The sequence below is a fragment of the Salibaculum halophilum genome (genome assembly GCF_002094885.1).
Lineage (GTDB): Bacteria > Pseudomonadota > Alphaproteobacteria > Rhodobacterales > Rhodobacteraceae > Salibaculum > Salibaculum halophilum.
The window spans coordinates 207,550-225,217 of sequence record NZ_MSIT01000002.1 but is presented as its reverse complement, the minus strand read 5'-3'; the positions used below and the strand labels follow the sequence as shown (position 1 = coordinate 225,217).

Below are 17,668 nucleotides of genomic sequence, written 5' to 3'. Positions count from 1 at the left end.
CCTCCTGCCGCTCGCCTTGCCGCAAGAGGTTACCACCGTCTTAATCCAGTTGCCGGGCCTCGTCGATCAGTAGCACCGGGATGCCGTCGCGGATCGGATAGGCCAGGTGCGCGGCCTTGCTGACCAGTTCCTGCCGCTGGGCGTCATAGCTCAGCACCGCGTGTGTCTGCGGGCAGACCAGCGCCTCGAGCATCTTGCGGTCGAACCCGGGCGCGTCCGCGTCGGTCACTGGATCATCTCGTCGCTGCTACCCCCGCGCAGGGCATATTCGATCAGGGTGACGAGCGTTTCGCGCCGGGTCGAGAGGCTGGGCGCTTCGAGAAGCGCTTGCTTGTCTTCCGGGTCCAGCGGCAAAAGCATGGACAAGGAGTTGATCAGAAGCTCGGGGTCGGCCTCCTTGAGGCTCTCCCAATCGGTGCTCAACCCGGTTTCGGTAAAATACCGGTTGAGCAGACCGAAGAGGGCATCACGGTCGAAGCCCGCGTCGCTTTCGGCGGCCTTGGCGCGGTCGGGCTCGAACCCGGCCCAGTCCACATCGCAGCGGCGATAGGGCGTGAAACCCTCCACCTCGTCGCGCACCCGGAAACGCGACCGCCCTGACAGGGTAATCATGTAGCGGCCATCCTCGGTTTCCGAAAACGCGGTCACGCGACCGGCGCAGCCGATGCTGTGCAGGCGCGGCTCGTCACGGCTGGCCCCACAGGGCTGGACCATGCCGATCAGCCGCTCCGGCGTCTTGAGCGCGTCTTCGAGCATGGCCAGGTAGCGCGGCTCGAAGATGTGAAGCGGCAGTTGCGCCCTCGGCAAGAGCAGTGCCCCCGTCAGGGGAAACACCGGGATGGTCGCGGGCAGATCGGGGAGGTTCGCCATGGCAAATGAGCTAGACCGAAGGCCCCCTCAGGCAACGCCGTCAGGCAAATATCATCGAAGACAACCGGCGGCGCCCGTTCAACACAACCGGGTCGTTCGGCTTGAGCGCGTCGAAGATTGTCAGCAATTGGGCCTTGGCCGCGCCGTCGTTCCAGTCGGGCGCGCGCCGGAACAGCTCCAGCAATTCGTCGACCGCGCCGGCCGCGTCGCCCGAGGCATGCAGCGCCGTGGCCAGGTCCAGCCGTGCCTGGTGGTCGTCCGGGTCGGACTCCAGCCGGGCGCGCAACTCGTCGACGGGGCCGGCCTGCTCGGCCTGGCGGGCCAGGTCGATGGCGGCGCGGGCGGCCTCGATCTCGGGCGCCTCGGCGATCTCGGCGGGCACGCCGTTGATGACGGCCTCGGCCTGGTCGGGCTGGTCGAGTGCGAGGTAGGCGCGCGCCATACCGCCGAAGGCCGCGGCGCTCTTCGGGTCTTCTTGGGCGATGGCGGCAAAGGTCTGGGCGGCATCCGAGGCCGCGCCGTCGGTCAGCATCTGCTCGGCCGCCTCCAGCGCCTGGGTCATGCCGTCGGCCTCGCCCGCGTCACCGGCCGTGGCGGCCAGCTTCTGGACGAACTCGTCGATCTGGCTTTGCGCCAACGCCCCCTGGAAACCATCGACCGGCTGGCCCTTGTGGAAGGCATAGACCGTGGGCAACGATTGCACCCGCAGCTGGCCGGCAATCTGCTGGTTCTCGTCCACGTTGACCTTGACCAGCTTCACCTTGCCGCTGGCTGCCGTGACCGCCTTTTCCAGCGCCGGCGTCAGCTGTTTGCAGGGCCCGCACCACGGCGCCCAGAAATCGACGATGACCGGCACCTCCTGGCTGGCCTCGACCACGTCGGCCATGAAGGTGGCGTCGCCGCCGTCCTTGATCAGATCGGCCGCGGGGGCGGCATTGCCTTGTCCGAGTTCGAGCATCCTGTCTCTCCGCCTTTTTCTGGAGTGTTGTCGCCTATATGGGGCGATTTGGACGCAAGCGAAAGGGGGGTGTGCCGCCGATAGCGCGCAGCCGCTGCAGGCCTAAAGGTCGAACGTCGCGAACACCGGCGCGTGGTCGCTGGGCTTGTCCCAGCCGCGCACGTCGCGGCGGATGCGGCTGGCATGGGCGGCGCTGGAAATGTCCGGCGTGGCCCAGACGTGATCCAGCCGGCGGCCCTTGTCGGCGGCGTCCCAGTCGGGCGAGCGGTAGGACCACCAGCTGTAAAGCCGCCCGTCGGGGATGTCGGCCCGGGTCACGTCGACCCAGCCCCCGGCCTCTTGCGCGTCGCCCAGGTGGGCGACCTCCTCGGGCGTGTGGCTGACGACGCGCAGCATCTTCTTGTGGTCCCAGACGTCATCTTCGCGCGGGGCAATGTTGAGATCGCCCACCAGGATGGATTTCGCGGGCCTGTCACCGTGGAACCAGTCGCGCATCTCGCTGAGGTAGTCGAGCTTCTGGCCGAATTTCTCGTTGACCGTGCGGTCGGGTTTGTCGCCGCCCGCGGGCACGTAGAAGTTGTGGATCGTCACCCCGTTGTCCAGTTGCCCGGCGATGTGGCGGGCGTGATCCAGCCCCGCAAAATTCTGGCTGCCGACCTCTCGGATCGGCAGCTTGGACAGGATCGCCACGCCGTTGTAGCCCTTCTGCCCGCGAGCGACCATGTGGGTGTAGCCCAGCGCGCGGAACTGCTCCATGGGGATCTTGTCGACCGGCGACTTGCATTCCTGCAGGCAGAGAATGTCGGGCGTTTCCTCCTGCATCAGTCGGACGACCAGCCCCTCGCGCAGGCGGACCGAGTTGATGTTCCACGTGGCGAGGGTGAAGGGCATGGCAGTCTCCTGGGCGGGGGTGCGGATGTGGCGGCAGGCATAGCCGATCGCACCGCGGCCCACCATCCCCGCGCGGCCCACGACGAAAAAAGACCCCGGCGCAGCGCGTCGGGGCCAAAGTCCTACAGGGAGGTGGTGACGAACCCGTCGCCACCGGGGATGAAGCTAACGGCCCGTGGCGCACCATGTCTTGATCTGCATCAAGGGATCGCGATTTTTCGCCCGCTCAGGGCAGCGGGTCGGTGCGGTAGAGCTTGACCGTCAACCCGCCGTGGGCCACCGGCGGGCCGGGCGGCAAAAGGGGCAGGCCCGTGGCATGGGCCAGTTTCGCCTGCGCGGTGATGATCCCGACGCGCCAGCCCTGGAAGCGGTCGCGCAGCACCGCCCCGAGGCTGCCGTAAAGCGCATAAAGCGGCTTGGCGTTGCCGATGCGCGCGCCGTAGGGCGGGTTGACGATGACGATGCCGGGCGGGCCCTCGGGGCGGGTCAGGGCGCTGACCGGGGCCGTGTCGAACCGCGTCAGGTCGCCGACCCCGGCGCGCGCGGCGTTGTCGGTGCTCATCCGCACGGCGCCGGCGTCGCGGTCGGCGCCGTGAAAGCGCAGGTCGGTCTGCCCCGGCGCGCGGGCTGCCGTCATCGCCGCCCAGGCGGGGGGGTCGAACGTGGCCAAGTCCTCGAAGGCAAAGCCGCGCGACCGCCCCGGGGCAAGGCCCGCCGCGATCTCGGCCGCCTCGATCACGAAGGTGCCCGAGCCGCACATCGGGTCGAGCACCGGCTCGGCCCCGGTATAGCCCATCTGGCGCAGGAAAAGCGCCGCCATGGTCTCGCGCATCGGGGCCTTGCCCACGGCCGCCTTGTGGCCGCGCTTGTGCAGCGGCGCGCCCGAGGTATCGACCGAGAGGGTCACGAGGTTGTCCTCGATCCGGGCCTTGAGCGTCAGCGCCGCCGCGTCGTCGAGCGGCGCACCCAGCGTTTCCGAGATGGCCCGCTCGATCCGCTGTTGGGCGGCCTTGGCGTGATAGATCTTGGACTTGCGCGTCGTGACCTCGACCCGCAGGGGCACGTCCGGGCGCAGCACCTCGGCCCAGGGAAACTTGCGCGCCCGCTTGTCCAGCTGCGCCAGGTGGAAGGCGCGAAAGCGGCCGATCCGCGCCAGCACGCGCCCGGCCCCGCGCAATTCGAGGTTGGCGCGCCAGACATCCGGCCAGGTTCCCATGAAGGCCACGCCGCCGGGCCGGGCCTCGGGCAGGGGAAAGCCCGCCGCGCGCGCCTCGTCAGCGAGGGTCGCCTCCAGCCCCGGCGGCGCTTGCAGGAAGATTTCGAACGGGTCGGCCATGCGGGCGTCATAGCGGGGAACGCGGGGCTGGGCGATGGCAAAAGCGGATTGGTTGAAGCGACATGCGCGCGTCAGCGCCCCGTGCGAAGCGCGAAGATCCCGCACGGCCGGGCTTTGACAGGCTCCGTCCCGCCCCGCAGCGAACCGCGCGCTCTTGGCCTGAGCGGGCTACACCGAATGGGACGCAAACGTCCGGGTGAGACGCCGTGACATCGACGGGCCGCGGCGCGGCGATCCCACCGGTCGTGCCTTGTGCTTTATCCGGCCGTGTCGGACGACGCGCGACACATGGCGCGGTCGGTCAAATATCGCCGGGCCGTGGGGGCGGCCCGTCGATGGCGCGGCGGCTTCGCCTTTGTCCCGCGCCGGGCGCAGCATACCCGAATCTCACGGCGGGTATCCATAGGGGCGGGTCTGGCTTGCCGCTTTCCCTGCCTACCAAGGAGGCGTTGCAGGTCGCGCAACCGTTGCTTTGCAGCCGATCACGCTGCGGGTGTCGGACACCCGGCACGGCCGCTGACCCTCCAAAAGCCCGCACAAAAAAGGCCCCGGAGGATCTCCGGGGCCAGTCCAACAGGGAGGGTGGCGGCGTGACCCGGCCGCCGGCGGGATCTCTCAGGCCATCAGCCGGTAGCCGCCGCTTTCGGTCACCAGCAGCCGCGCGTTGGCGGGATCTGGCTCGATCTTCTGGCGCAGGCGGTAGATATGGGTTTCCAGCGTGTGCGTCGTCACGCCCGCGTTGTAGCCCCAGACCTCGTGCAGCAGAACGTCGCGGGCCACCACGCCTTCCGTCGCGCGGTAGAGGAACTTGAGGATGTTGGTCTCCTTCTCGGTCAGGCGGATCTTGCGCTCCTCCTCGGTGACCAGCATCTTCTGCGCTGGCTTGAAGGTGTAGGGCCCTAGCGTGAACACCGCGTCCTCGGACTGTTCGTGCTGGCGCAGTTGCGCGCGGATGCGGGCCAGAAGCACGGGGAACTTGAAGGGCTTGCTGACGTAGTCGTTGGCCCCGGCATCAAGGCCGAGGATCGTGTCGCTGTCGCTGTCGTGCCCGGTCAGCATCAGCACCGGGCACTTGACCCCCTGCTTGCGCATCAGGCGGCACAGCTCGCGCCCGTCGGTGTCGGGCAGGCCGACGTCGAGGATGACTAAATCATAGAGACCTTCCTTGGCCTTCTGCATGGCCTCGGCGCCGTTGCCGGCCTCGAAGACGTCGAAATCCTCGGTCATGACCAGTTGCTCGCCCAGCGCCTCGCGCAGGTCCTCGTCGTCATCGACCAGTAGAATCCTCTTGAGCTGCGCCATGTTACGGCCCTCCTCGCTTGTGCTGCGAAAGACCTGCGCTTGCTCGCGTCAAAGGACAAGGAGTGCTGCACTGCGCTCACGCCGACGTGTCGGCACTGGCGGATATGTTTCATTTCCTGTCAGATGCGGCTATTCCGGCCGCCCGACCGAAGGACAGCGCATGAGTTTCGCCCCCGACCTGATCGAGATGCTGGCCCGCGCCCGCGCCGACATGCGGCTGGGCGTGCCCGTGGTGCTGTCGGACGGGGACCGGGCGGCGGTGGTCCTCGCGGTGGAAACGCTGGGGCCGCAGCGGCTGGCCGATGCGCTGGCGCTGGGCCAGGCCGACCTGGCGATCACTGAACACCGGGCGACGACGCTCAAGACCGCCGCCTACGACGGCGATCTTGTCCGGCTGGCGGTGCCCGAGGATGCGGCGCTGGGCTGGGTGCAGGCGGTGGCCGACCCCGCCGACGACCTGCGCCTGCCGATCAAGGGGCCATTCCGGGCCCGGCGCGGGGGCGACGCGGGGCTGCACCGCGCCGGCATCCGCCTGGCCAAGGCCGCGCGGCTGATCCCGGCGGTTCTGGTCGTGCCGGTCGCCGACGGCGCGGCGGTGGCGCGCGCAAATGGCCTGACCCTGATCGGCGCGGCACAGGCGATGACCACGGACCTGTCCCCGCTGGCGCCCGTGATTCATGCCAAGGTCCCGCTGGAAGTATCCGAGGCCGGGCGGCTGCACATCTTCCGCCCCGAGGACGGCGCCGAGGAACATTACGCCATCGAGATCGGCTGCCCCGACCGCTCGAAGCCGGTGCTGGCGCGCCTGCACTCGGCCTGTTTCACCGGCGACCTGCTGGGGTCGCTGAAATGCGATTGCGGCCCGCAGCTGCGCGGCGCGCTGGCCCAGATGGGATCCGAGGGCGAGGGCGTGCTTCTCTACCTCAACCAGGAGGGGCGCGGCATCGGGTTGGCCAACAAGATGCGCGCCTATTCGCTGCAGGACCAGGGCTTCGACACGGTCGAGGCCAATCACCGGCTGGGCTTCGAGGACGACGAACGCGATTTCCGCATCGGTGCCGAGATCCTGCGCAAGATGGGCTTTGCCCGGGTCCGCCTGCTGACCAACAATCCCGCCAAGGTCGAACGACTCGAACATTGCGGGATCGGGGTGGTGGACCGGGTGCCGCTGAAGGTCGGCGAGACCCGGTTCAACCACGACTACCTGGCGACCAAGGCCAGCAAGTCCGGCCATCTGCTGTGACCAACGCCGCGTGAGGCTTGAGCCCGCGCCACCCTGCTGGCACCTTCTACCCGGAGGACACGCCATGATCCCGACGCTGCGCATCCTGGTCAACATGGGCAGCCTGCAAAGGCTGTTTCCCGCCTGGCTGGGCGGTGTGGTCGCGATGATCACGTGGTTCACGCCATGGCTTCTGGTCGCCCTCGCCTACGGCGTGGTCCTGCAGTTCCTCGTGGAATACCTCATGCACCGGTTCCTGCTGCACCGCGAACCGCCCGTGGATCAGCAGACCTTCAACGCGCTCTACCGCAGCCACATCGGCCACCACGAGTTTCCCGACGACCCCGAGTTCTTCACGGGCGACGACAATTGGTATGCCCTGCGATTCGGCCTGGCCTCGATGGCGCTGCACACGCTGGCACTCTGGCCGGTCCTGGGCCTCGGGCCCGCGCTGCTGGCCGCCGCGACCGCGATCTTCGTCGGCTCGGTCAGCGCCTTCGCCTTCTACGAATACTGCCACACGCTGGCGCATCTGAACGTGCCCAAGGGCCGCTTCGGCAGGCGCGTCACCCGGCGGCACATGCTGCACCACTTCCACGACCACCGCGCCACCTATCACGTCAGCTTCGGGATGGGCTGGATCGACCGGCTGTTCGGCACCGGCCACGATGCCGCGGCCGCGAAGGCCCGCTTCGACCGGCAGACCATGCTGTCCATGGGCATGGACCCCGAGGACCTGCGCCTCGTCACCGCGCGCCAGGCCCACGGGATCACGCGCTGGCCGAAATGGGCCGGGCGCGGCCCGACCGCATGACCGGGCCGCCCCCCGGCCCGGCCGACATGGTCCTGATCCCGACGGGTCTGCGGTTCCACGGCCGTCGCCTGCCCTGCGTGATCGGCCGGGGCGGCGTCACGGCCCGCAAGCGCGAGGGCGACGGCGCGACCCCGCGCGGCCACCACCGCATCGTCGGCATGCTCTACCGCCCCGACCGCATGGCGCGGCCCACGGACTGGGCGCTGCCGATCCGGCCCGGCGACCTGTGGTCGGACGACCCCGCCCACGCGGATTACAACCTGATGGTCCGTGCCCCCTGCCCGCACGGCCACGAGGTGCTGCGCAGGGCCGATCCGCTCTATGACCTCGTCATCCTGACGGACTGGAACTGGCCCTACCCGGTCAAGGGGCGCGGCTCGGCCATCTTCGTCCACCGTTGGCGCCGGCCCGGCCACCCCACCGCGGGCTGCGTCGCGCTGCGGCCCGACCACCTGGCCTGGCTCGCCCGGCGCATCCAATACCGGACCCGCCTCGTCGTGCCCTGAAGGCGCGGGCGGGCGGGCTGTCGTTGCCGGGCGCAGCCCCGGCAACGCAGGTCACCCGTCCTCGCGCGCCCCGAAGATGGCCGAGCCGACGCGCAGGTGCGTCGCGCCCTGCGCCACGGCCTGTTCGAAATCGCCCGACATGCCCATGGACAGCCCTTCCAGCCCGTTGCGCGCGGCGATCTTGCCCAGCAGGGCGAAATGCAGGCTGGGCGCCTCGTCCACCGGCGGGATGCACATCAGCCCCGCCACGGGCAGGTCCATCCCGCGGCACTCGGCCACGAAATCATCGGCCTGCGCGGGCAGCACCCCGGCCTTCTGCGGCTCCTCGCCGGTGTTGACCTGGATGAACAGGTCGGGGCACGCGCCCATCTCCTGGGCCAGCCGCGCGAGGGTGCGGGCCAGCCTGGGCCGGTCCAGCGTGTGGATCGCCTGCGCCAGCTCCATCGCCTGCCGGGCCTTGTTGGTCTGCAGCGGGCCGATCAGGTGCAGCTCGATCCCGTCGAAGGCCTCGCGATAGCCGGGCCATTTGCCCGCCGCCTCCTGCACCCGATTCTCGCCGAAAACCCGGTGGCTCTGCTGCAGAATCGCCCGCACCCGCGCCTCGGGCTGTTTCTTGGACACGGCGATCAGCCGGGCCGACCCGGGCGCCCGCCCGGCGGCCGCTTCGGCGCGCTGGACGCGTTCGGTGATCTCGGCCAGTGACATGCTCAAGCTCCTGTTTCGGCGGCAGAATCGCCCCGTTTGACCAGACCGGCGCGGCCGTGGCAAGGGCCGGCCCCGAACCGCCCGCGCCGCGGTGTGTGGCACGGCTGCATCATTTTCGCGGCAGCCACTGCGCCACCCCGGCAATTCCCTTGAGTGTGTGCGCCATTAAGCGCAAAGACACTGGCAATGCTGGGAACACTGGCATTCTCGGGAATGCAAACACGAGGAACACAACCATGAAAAGCATCCTTCTCGCTTCGGCTTCGGTCTTCGCCTTCGCAGGCGCCGCCGCTGCCGAGGTTTCCTTCTCCGGCGATACGAAGCTGGGCTACAACGAAGACGACGGCCCGACCACCAACGGTTTCCCGGGTGATGACGAATTCGACGGCTTCTATTGGGAGGGCAATCTCGCCGTCGCCCTGTCCCAGGAACTTGACAACGGCCTGACCGCCGGCGCCACCTTCGACTTCGACTTCGTCACGTCTGATGGTACTGGCACATCCTCGCTGGGCGATTCGCTCGATGCTGGCGGCTACACTGTCTTCATCGAATCCGACACGGCCAGCCTGACCTTCGGCGACACCACCTTCGCCGCCGAAAACCGCTGGGTCAGCGCCGGCGACATGGAGCAGGACGCCTTCTCCGAGGCTGACGGCGAAGCCGCGCTGCGTGGCGACATGACCTACGGCAACATCGAGGGGTCGATCTCCTACGTGATCGCCAACAACGCCGATACCTACAACGCGTCCGAAGACCTGAACCAGCTGTCGCTGGGCGCTTCGGCCGATTTCGGCGGCGTCAACGTCGTGATGGCCTACCAGGCCGAGTCGGACGAGGCGGCCGGCTTCTACAGCGGCAACGGCGACTTCACCGACGACGAAATCTTCGGCCTGTCGGCCGGGACCACCTTCGCCGGCGCCGACGTGCGCGTGGCCTACGCCACCAACCAGACCGCCGACGAAGACTCCATCGGCATCGAGGGCAGCTACCCCTTCGGCCCTGTCACCGCGTCGGCCTACTTCGTCGCTGAATCGATGGGCGACGACAACTTCGGCGTGTCGGTCGACTACTCGGATGGCCCGATTGCCGTGACCGCGTCCTACGCCGACGAGCAGGGGACCGACATCGCCGGTGTCGAAGGTTCCTACGACGTGGGCAATGGCCTGATGGTGATGGCCGGCTACCTGACCGAGGAGGGCACCGAGGATCGTTTCTACGTCGCCGGTGACTACGACCTCGGCAGCGGCGCTGCCCTCCTCGTCTCCTACGCCGAAGACGACGACAACGTCGACGGCGACGAAATCGGTGGCCCCGAGTACCAGCGCGGCACCACCGTGGAAGTTTCCTTCGACTTCTGATAGACCCCGACCGGTTTTTCCAAGTCAGGGCGGCCCCGGCGCGGGCCGCCCTTTCCTTTTGCGGGGCGTGCCCCTCGCCATCCGGGCCTTGTGAGGGCGCCGCCCCTCGGCTACACATCCAACAGGCAACGGGACAGATCACTGAGTTTCGGGGGGGGGCAGACGTGACCGGCACATCCAGCATCAAGAGCGCCGTGGCAGGCCTTGCCATCCTGACCCTCGCCGGCTGCGGCGGTTCGGGCAGTCTCGGCTCGATCGGGTCCAGCCCCTTCGGCTCCATCGGATCAGGCATCGGCACCGGCGGGGTCGAACCCACCACCCGGCAGGCCGCGCGCGCCAGCTCCTCGGAAAACGTGGCGGTGAACCGCTATCTCTGGGCGGCGTCGCTCGACGTGCTGGACTTCCTGCCGGTCGAAAGCGTGGACCCCTTCACCGGCGTGATCGACTTCGGCTACGGCACCCCGCCGGGCAGCGGCCGCGCCTATCGCGCCACCGTCTTCATCAGCGACCCGGCGCTGGACGCCCGCGCGCTGAACCTCGCGATCCAGACCCGCGGCGGCCCCGCGGCGCAGGAAACCGTGCGCGCGGTCGAGGACGCGATCCTGTCGCGCGCGCGCCAGTTGCGCATCCGCGACGGCAGCCTGTAGACCCCCGCGGCCCGACGCGCTAACACCACGCCGGGCCATCGCGCCCGGCGTTTCATTTTGCAAGGATGGAAGATGTCCCGCTACAGCCCCGCAGAGATCGAAGCCAAGTGGCAGGCCGCATGGGACGCCGCCGGCACCTTCACCGCCCGCCGTGATCCGGGCAAGCCCAAGTACTACGTGCTGGAAATGTTCCCCTACCCCTCGGGGCGCATCCACATCGGGCACGTGCGCAACTACACCATGGGCGACGTGATCGCGCGCTACAAGCTGGCGACAGGGCACAACGTGCTGCACCCGATGGGTTTCGACGCCTTCGGGATGCCGGCCGAAAATGCGGCCATGGCCAGCGGCGGGCACCCGCGCGACTGGACCTATGGCAACATCGACGACATGGTCGCCCAGATGAAGCCGCTGGGCTTCGGGCTGGACTGGTCGCGCATGTTCGCCACCTGCGACCCGGAGTATTACGGCCAGCAGCAGGCGCTGTTTCTGGACTTCCTGCAGGCCGGCTTGGTCGAGCGCAAGAACGCCACCGTCAACTGGGACCCGGTCGACCGGACCGTGCTGGCCAACGAACAGGTGATCGACGGCAAGGGCTGGCGCTCGGGCGCCGAGGTGGAACGGCGCGAGCTGACGCAGTGGTTCTTCAAGATTTCCGACTTCTCCGAGGAGTTGCTGGAGGCGCTGGACACGCTCGATGACTGGCCCGCCAAGGTGCGGCTGATGCAGTCCAACTGGATCGGCAAGTCGCGCGGGCTGCAATTCAGTTTCTCGATGGTCGCGCCGCAGGGCGCGCACGACCGTATTGAGGTCTATACCACCCGCCCCGACACGCTGATGGGGGCGTCCTTCATCGGCATTTCGCCCGATCACCCGCTTGCCAAAGAGCTGGAGCGCGACAACGCGGAGGTAGCCGCCTTCTGCAAGCAGGCCCGCCAGGGCGGCACCACCGAGGAGGCGCTGGAAAAGGCCGAGAAGCTGGGCTTCGACACCGGGCTGACGGTGCGGCACCCCTTCGACACCGCCTGGGAACTGCCGGTCTACATCGCCAATTTCATCCTGATGGACTACGGCACCGGGGCGATCTTCGGCTGCCCGGCGCATGACCAGCGCGATCTGGATTTCGCCCGAAAGTACGACCTTCCAACACCTCTCGTTTTCACTGATCTTAGGGCGGGCGACCCTGCCGGCCCTGAGATTTATTCAGGGGGCAGCATTGGTGGGCTGCCAGTTACTGTTAATCCCGAGACTGGAGACAAAGCATTTGTTCCAGGGAAAAGCGAACGTGTGAGATACATCCGTGGCTTCGCGGGGGATGAAGTACAAACTGGCGACGAGGCCGTCGAAGCTGCCATCGCTGCCTGCGAAAGCCAGGGCGTGGGCCGGGGCGTGACGCAGTTCCGCCTGCGCGACTGGGGCCTGTCGCGGCAACGCTACTGGGGCTGCCCGATCCCGGTGGTCCATTGCGAGGCCTGCGGCGTGGTGCCCGAGCGCAAGGACAACCTGCCCATCGAACTGCCCTACGACGAGGATGGCACGCCCATCGACTTTTCCGTGCCCGGCAACCCGCTGGACCGTCACCCCAGCTGGCGTGACTGCGCCTGCCCCGCCTGCGGCGCGCCCGCGCAGCGGGAGACCGACACGATGGACACCTTCGTGGACAGCAGCTGGTATTTCGCCCGCTTCACCGCGCCGCGCGCCACCACGCCCACCGACAGGGCCGAGGCCGACTACTGGATGAACGTCGACCAGTACATCGGCGGCATCGAACACGCGATCCTGCACCTGCTCTATTCGCGGTTCTTCGCGCGGGCGATGCACATAACCGGCCACCTGCCCGAGAAGTCCAAGGAACCGTTTAACGCGCTGTTCACGCAAGGCATGGTGACGCACGCGATCTTCCAGACCCGCGACGCGGGCGGTCGGCCCGTCTACCACTACCCGGCGGACGTGGCGTTTCGCGACGGCAAGGGATTCCTCGAGGACGGCACCGAGGTCGAGATCATCCCCTCGGCCAAGATGTCGAAGTCCAAGAAGAACGTGGTCGATCCCGAACGGATCATCGCCACCTACGGCGCCGATACAGCGCGCTGGTTCGTCCTGTCCGACAGCCCGCCCGAGCGTGACGTGGAATGGACGGCCAGCGGGGCCGAGGCCGCCAACCGGCACCTGGCACGGGTGCATCGCATCGCCAGCGACATCGCGCAGGCCGATACGCCGGCCAACGCCGACGACGACGCGCTGCTGAAGGAAATGCACAAGACCATCTTCGACGTCACGCAGGGCATCGACTCTTTCGGGTTCAACGCCTCGATCGCCCGGCTCTACGCCTTTACCAACGTGCTGCAGAAATCCAAGGCCGGGGCCGAGGCCAAGCGCCGGGCGGCCCGGGTGCTGGCGCAACTGATGTCGCCGATGACGCCGCACCTGTCCGAGGAGCTTTGGGCCATGCTGGGCGGCACGGGCCTGATCGCCGAGCAGCCCTGGCCCGAGGCCGACGCGGCCATGCTGGTCGAGGACACGGTCACCATGCCGATCCAGATCAACGGCAAGCGCCGCGCCGAGATCGAGGTGCCCAAGGACCTGCCCAAGGACGAGGTTGAAAAGCTGGCCCTGGCCGAGGATGCCGTGCAACGCGCGCTCGGGGACGGGCCGCCCAAGAAACTGATCGTCGTGCCGGGGCGGATCGTGAATGTGGTGGTCTAGACGCCATCTGCTGACCCTGCTTACGGGCCTGCCGCTGGCGGCCTGCGGCTTCACACCCGTCCATGGCCCCGGGGCGGCGGCCACCGCCCTGCGCGGGCGCGTCGCCTACCGCGCGCCAGACACACCCGAGGGATTCCGCCTGCGCGCCCGGCTCGAGGATCGCCTGGGCCGTGTCGAGCGCGGCGATTACCTGCTGCGCGTCGATGTCGAGACCGAGGAGGTCGCGCTGGTCATTTCCTCGGACCAGGACATCAACCGCTACAACCTGCCGGGCCGCGCGAGCTGGGCACTTTACGCCGCCTACGACCTGCAGGCTGAGACACCGCGCGCCAGCGGCGAGGTGCGGACTTTCACCGCCTATTCCGCGTTTGGCAGCACCGTGGCCACGCAAGAGGCGCAGGACGACGCCCGCGACCGTCTGGCCGTGGCCCTGGCCGACCTGATCGTCACCGACCTGATCTTCGCCGCGCAAGACCTGCCATGAAGCTGACCCCGCGCGACGCCGCCCGCTACTGCCGCAAGCCCGACCCCGAGGCCGCGGGGCTTCTGATCTACGGCGCGGACGCGTTGCGCGTGGCGACCCGGCGGCAAGAGGTCATCGCCGCCCTCGCCGGCCCCGAGGCCGAGGCCGAGATGCGCCTGACCCGGATCAGCGGCGCGGACCTGCGCCGCGATGCCGCCTTGCTGCATGACGCCGTCAAGGCGCAGGGTTTCTTTCCCGGCCCGCGCGTCGCCTTCGTCGAAGAGGCCACCGACGGCATCACGAAAGCCATCGAGCCGGCGCTGGCCGACTGGGCGCCGGGTGATGCGCAGATCATCGTCACCGCCGGGGCGCTCAACGCCCGCTCCAGCCTGCGCAAGCTCTTCGAGGGGCACAAGCGCGTCTATGCGGTCGGGATCTACGATGACCCGCCCGACCGGGACGAGGTCGAGCGCCTGATGGCCGAGGCCGGCCTGACCCAGGTGCCCGACGATGTCATGGCCGCCATCACCGACCTGTCGCGCGCGCTGGACCCGGGCGATTTCCGCCAGACGCTGCAGAAACTGGGGCTCTACAAGATCGGCGACGCCGCGCCGGTCACAATCGAGGACCTGGACCAATGCGCGCCGCGCTCGAACGAGGCCGAGATGGACGACCTGCTGCATATCGTGGCCGAATCGCGCGTGGGCGAGATCGGCCCGGTGCTGAGCCGTCTCTATGCCCAGGGCACCAACCCGGTGGGCCTGTGCATCGGCACGACCCGGCATTTCCGCACCCTTCACGCCGCCGCATCGGACCCGGGCGGCCCGGCGGCGGGCATCGGCCGGCAGCGCCCCCCGATCCATGGCCCGCGGCGTGACCGCATGGCGCGCCAGGCCGGCAAATGGGGCCGCGCGCGGCTGGAACAGGCGCTGACCTACCTGACCGACACCGACCTGCGTCTGCGCTCGAGCAGCCATGCCCCGGCACAGGCCCTGATGGAGCGTGCCCTGATCCGGCTGGCCATGCTGGGCCGGTAGGCCAACCGCCGCTGTATGTAGAGACGAGCGCAAGGACGCCATTAGGCCCATGTTAAGCGCCGCGGCTTAGCCGTGGTGACGCGGGCCTTCGCGGATCCGACACGGCGGGTGTCATCCGGGGCGGCTTGCCGGACGACCTCGTGTTGAATCGGTTGGGACAGACGGCTTGACCACTGGTCCCTGCTTTTTTGTCGGAGTGATGAAATGTGCACCCTGTGTCAGGCGCTCTTGCCCGAAAGTGACTACCGGTTCCACGCAGACCTTGCCAATCCACCGGGGGCGGCGGCGCTGCCCGTCTTGGCCATCCAGTCCGCTACCATCACGGAAACGACGGATGCGCCGGCCACGGTGGCAACCCCCTATTCCCTGAGCGATGACGCCGTGTTCAGCGGGTCGGTAGACACCGCCGGCGACGTGGACTGGATCGAAGTGACCCTCGATCATGGCACGCATCTCTTTGTTCAGCAGGACAACGTCTCGCTGGGCCCCAGCAATACCTTCATCGAACTCTACGACAGCGACGGCGCGCTATTGTTCGGAGAAGACTACTGGGACAGCAACGAGTCGGCCCTGTCGTATTACAACGACACCGGCAGCAGCCAGACCTACTACATCGCGGCCACCAGCTTTGGCGGCGGCACGGGCGATTACCGGGTCACGGCCCTGATCCAGGACTACGGACCCGGTTCCACGGACGAGATCGCCGAATATCTGACGCATGGCTTCTTCGGAACGCCCGTGGCGTATGACGTCGCGCCCGGAGACACCATCCCGGTCGATCTGACCGACCTTGACCCCGACGAAGCGTCCCTCGCGCTCGATGCGCTGGAGGCCTGGACATTGGTCACCGGTATCGCCTTCGCGCCCGAGGATTTCGGCGCAACGGGCAATTCCGGCATCACCTTCCTGAACGATGATGGTGGCGACCCGACTAAAATGGCGGCCTACGCCGGGCCGGACAGTGTCAGCGACAACGTGATCGGCGGGTCTTCCGTGGTCGTCACGTCCGAGTGGGTCGACACCTATGGCACGAGCCGCGACGGCTATGCGTTCCTGACTTACATGCACGAGATCGGGCACGCGCTCGGCCTTTCCCACACCGGCCCCTACGATGGCAGCGCGACCTATTCGTCGGGTCCCGGCGGGGACACCCTGTTCTCGAACGACAGCTACATGATGACGATCATGTCCTACTTCAGCGTCTACGAGGTGACTGGCGACACGGGCGGCGACTGGTTGCCGGTAACCCCCATGCTTGCCGATATCCATGCCATTCAGGACCTCTACGGCGTCGATGGCGCCCTACGCGATGGGGACACGACCTATGGCCACGAGTCTACCGCAGGCGGCTATTACGACGATGTCATGTCGCTGACCGGTCCGGTCGGCCTGACCCTGATCGACGATGGCGGCACGGACACGGTGAACTTCACCGCGGTAAACGGGTCGCTGAACATTGATCTGACACCGGGGGCCGTCTCGTCGTTCGGGGGCCTGACGAACAACATGGTGATCTTTGACACCACCGTGATCGAGAACCTGATCGCCGGCGCCGGTGATGACATGATCACCGGCAACGCCGCGGCCAACGCCATAAGCGGCGGCGATGGCGACGATACCATCGACGGCGCAGGTGGCGCGGACCAGCTTGCAGGTGGCGGCGGTGCCGACGTCATCACTGGCGGGGCCGGCGACGACGGGCTGTCGGGTGACTCGGGCAACGACACCCTCGATGGCGGCGCCGGTGTGGACTGGCTTTACGGACGTGGCGGAAACGACATCCTGCGCGGCGACGGCCAGACCGATGCGCTGTTCGGCAACGCGGGTGACGATACCCTGACGGGCGAGGCCGGAGACGACGGGCTAAACGGTGGCGCGGGCGATGATACGCTCGAGGGTGGCGCGGGCGTCGACTGGCTATTCGGCGGCGACGGGGCCGATATCCTGCGCGGCGGCACGGACACCGATGCGCTTTTCGGGCAGGATGGGCATGATGCGCTTTCCGGCGATGCCGGCGACGACGGTCTCGATGGCGGCTATGGCAACGACCTGCTCGAAGGCGGGTCGGGTGTCGATTGGCTCTACGGCGGCTTCGGCGACGATGAACTCCACGGTGCCGCGTCCGGTGTGGACAGCACTGAAACCGATGCCCTCTTTGGCCAGGGTGGCGATGACAAGCTGTTCGGGGGCGGCGGTGGCGACAACCTTGACGGAGGCGCCGGAGACGACAGTCTGAACGGTGGCGATGGCGACGACTGGCTGTTCGGCCAGTCCGGCAACGACGCCTTGCATGGCGGTGCCGGCTCCGATGTCCTTTTCGCGGGCAGCGGGTCCGACACCCTTTTCGGCGGTGCCGGCGGCGATGCTCTCGATGGCGGCGACGGCGAAGATCATCTCCAGGGGGGCGCCGGTGTCGATGTCCTGGTGGGGGGGGCCGACGCGGATACCTTCTCTTTCGTGTCGCCGGGCGAGGGCGAAGACCTGATCCGGGACTTCGTCAGTGGCGTGGACGTGATCGAGCTGGATGCTGCGGCATTCGGTCTCGCCGCCGGCCCTCTGGCGGGTCAGGGCGCCTGGCAAACGGGATCGGGCCTTCCCGGTGACCTCGGCGCGAGCGGGCCAGCCCTCTTTTTCGACACGTTCTATGATGCCCTCTGGTTCGATGCCAACGGCAACGATAGCGGTGACGCCGTTGCGCTGTTCTCCCTCGAAACCGGCACCCTGACCGACTCTGACGTGGTCATGGTCTGAGCTTCGGCGGCCACCACCAAGAAAAAGACCTGAAACTTTGGCGGGAAAGGTAATTTTAACGCAGGTAGTGTGTCCTGATCGCCGAGAGGTCGACGCCTGCAG

16 protein-coding genes are annotated in these 17,668 nt (G+C 67.9%); 9 read left to right on the top strand and 7 right to left on the bottom strand.

Annotation, left to right across the window (positions count from 1 at the left end):
* Nucleotides 1–40: 40 nt before the first annotated feature.
* The 6 genes from BU124_RS02560 to BU124_RS02535 all read right to left on the bottom strand — a co-directional run bounded on the left by BU124_RS02560 (nt 41) and on the right by BU124_RS02535 (nt 5,357).
* Nucleotides 41–193, bottom strand: coding sequence for a Trm112 family protein (locus BU124_RS02560; RefSeq protein WP_084860949.1), 153 nt, complete (start codon nt 191–193; stop codon nt 41–43).
* A 32-nt stretch (nt 194–225) separates the two neighbouring features.
* Entirely contained in the window at nt 226–870 is a 645-nt protein-coding gene (locus BU124_RS02555; RefSeq protein WP_084860878.1) for an LON peptidase substrate-binding domain-containing protein, read from the bottom strand.
* Nucleotides 871–910: 40 nt separating this feature from the next.
* Nucleotides 911–1,828: a thioredoxin gene (gene trxA, locus BU124_RS02550; RefSeq protein ID WP_084860877.1), complete on the bottom strand. Its 918-nt coding sequence runs from the start codon at nt 1,826–1,828 to the stop codon at nt 911–913.
* A gap of 102 nt (nt 1,829–1,930) precedes the next feature.
* Nucleotides 1,931–2,719 (bottom strand): exodeoxyribonuclease III, encoded by a 789-nt coding sequence (locus BU124_RS02545; RefSeq protein WP_084860948.1) that lies wholly within the window; start codon nt 2,717–2,719, stop codon nt 1,931–1,933.
* 226 nt (nt 2,720–2,945) lie between these two features.
* Complete coding sequence (locus BU124_RS02540) at nt 2,946–4,055, bottom strand: THUMP domain-containing class I SAM-dependent RNA methyltransferase (protein ID WP_084860876.1); 1,110 nt, start codon at nt 4,053–4,055, stop codon at nt 2,946–2,948.
* A gap of 615 nt (nt 4,056–4,670) precedes the next feature.
* Nucleotides 4,671–5,357, bottom strand: coding sequence for a response regulator transcription factor (locus BU124_RS02535; protein ID WP_084860875.1), 687 nt, complete (start codon nt 5,355–5,357; stop codon nt 4,671–4,673).
* 160 nt (nt 5,358–5,517) lie between these two features.
* Here BU124_RS02535 and ribA point away from each other — a divergent pair, with 160 nt between their 5' ends.
* The 3 genes from ribA to BU124_RS02520 all read left to right on the top strand — a co-directional run bounded on the left by ribA (nt 5,518) and on the right by BU124_RS02520 (nt 7,899).
* Nucleotides 5,518–6,600 (top strand): GTP cyclohydrolase II, encoded by a 1,083-nt coding sequence (gene ribA / locus BU124_RS02530; RefSeq protein WP_084860874.1) that lies wholly within the window; start codon nt 5,518–5,520, stop codon nt 6,598–6,600.
* A gap of 64 nt (nt 6,601–6,664) precedes the next feature.
* Nucleotides 6,665–7,393 (top strand): sterol desaturase family protein, encoded by a 729-nt coding sequence (locus BU124_RS02525; protein ID WP_084860873.1) that lies wholly within the window; start codon nt 6,665–6,667, stop codon nt 7,391–7,393.
* Nucleotides 7,390–7,899, top strand: coding sequence for a L,D-transpeptidase family protein (locus BU124_RS02520; RefSeq protein ID WP_245831587.1), 510 nt, complete (start codon nt 7,390–7,392; stop codon nt 7,897–7,899). The genes BU124_RS02525 and BU124_RS02520 overlap by 4 nt, the downstream gene beginning before the upstream one ends.
* Before the next feature lie 51 nt (nt 7,900–7,950).
* On the opposite strand, the gene BU124_RS02515 is transcribed toward BU124_RS02520, so the two are convergent.
* Nucleotides 7,951–8,604, bottom strand: a complete 654-nt coding sequence (locus tag BU124_RS02515) for a YggS family pyridoxal phosphate-dependent enzyme (RefSeq protein ID WP_084860872.1) — start codon at nt 8,602–8,604, stop codon at nt 7,951–7,953.
* A gap of 236 nt (nt 8,605–8,840) precedes the next feature.
* Here BU124_RS02515 and BU124_RS02510 point away from each other — a divergent pair, with 236 nt between their 5' ends.
* The 6 genes from BU124_RS02510 (at nt 8,841) to BU124_RS02485 (ending at nt 17,566) form a co-directional block, all read left to right on the top strand.
* Entirely contained in the window at nt 8,841–9,962 is a 1,122-nt protein-coding gene (locus BU124_RS02510) for a porin (protein ID WP_084860871.1), read from the top strand.
* 164 nt (nt 9,963–10,126) lie between these two features.
* Nucleotides 10,127–10,609, top strand: a complete 483-nt coding sequence (locus BU124_RS02505) for a DUF3576 domain-containing protein (RefSeq protein WP_084860870.1) — start codon at nt 10,127–10,129, stop codon at nt 10,607–10,609.
* Between the two features lie 72 nt (nt 10,610–10,681).
* The gene (gene leuS, locus BU124_RS02500; RefSeq protein ID WP_084860869.1) at nt 10,682–13,315 is read left to right on the top strand and encodes a leucine--tRNA ligase; all 2,634 of its coding nucleotides are present in this window, start codon (nt 10,682–10,684) and stop codon (nt 13,313–13,315) included.
* Nucleotides 13,302–13,799 (top strand): hypothetical protein, encoded by a 498-nt coding sequence (locus tag BU124_RS02495; protein WP_084860868.1) that lies wholly within the window; start codon nt 13,302–13,304, stop codon nt 13,797–13,799. The genes leuS and BU124_RS02495 overlap by 14 nt, the downstream gene beginning before the upstream one ends.
* Nucleotides 13,796–14,815, top strand: coding sequence for a DNA polymerase III subunit delta (gene holA / locus BU124_RS02490; protein WP_084860867.1), 1,020 nt, complete (start codon nt 13,796–13,798; stop codon nt 14,813–14,815). Before BU124_RS02495 ends, holA begins: the two co-directional genes overlap by 4 nt.
* Nucleotides 14,816–15,019: 204 nt before the next feature.
* Nucleotides 15,020–17,566: a M10 family metallopeptidase gene (locus BU124_RS02485; protein ID WP_084860866.1), complete on the top strand. Its 2,547-nt coding sequence runs from the start codon at nt 15,020–15,022 to the stop codon at nt 17,564–17,566.
* Nucleotides 17,567–17,668: the final 102 nt, after the last annotated feature.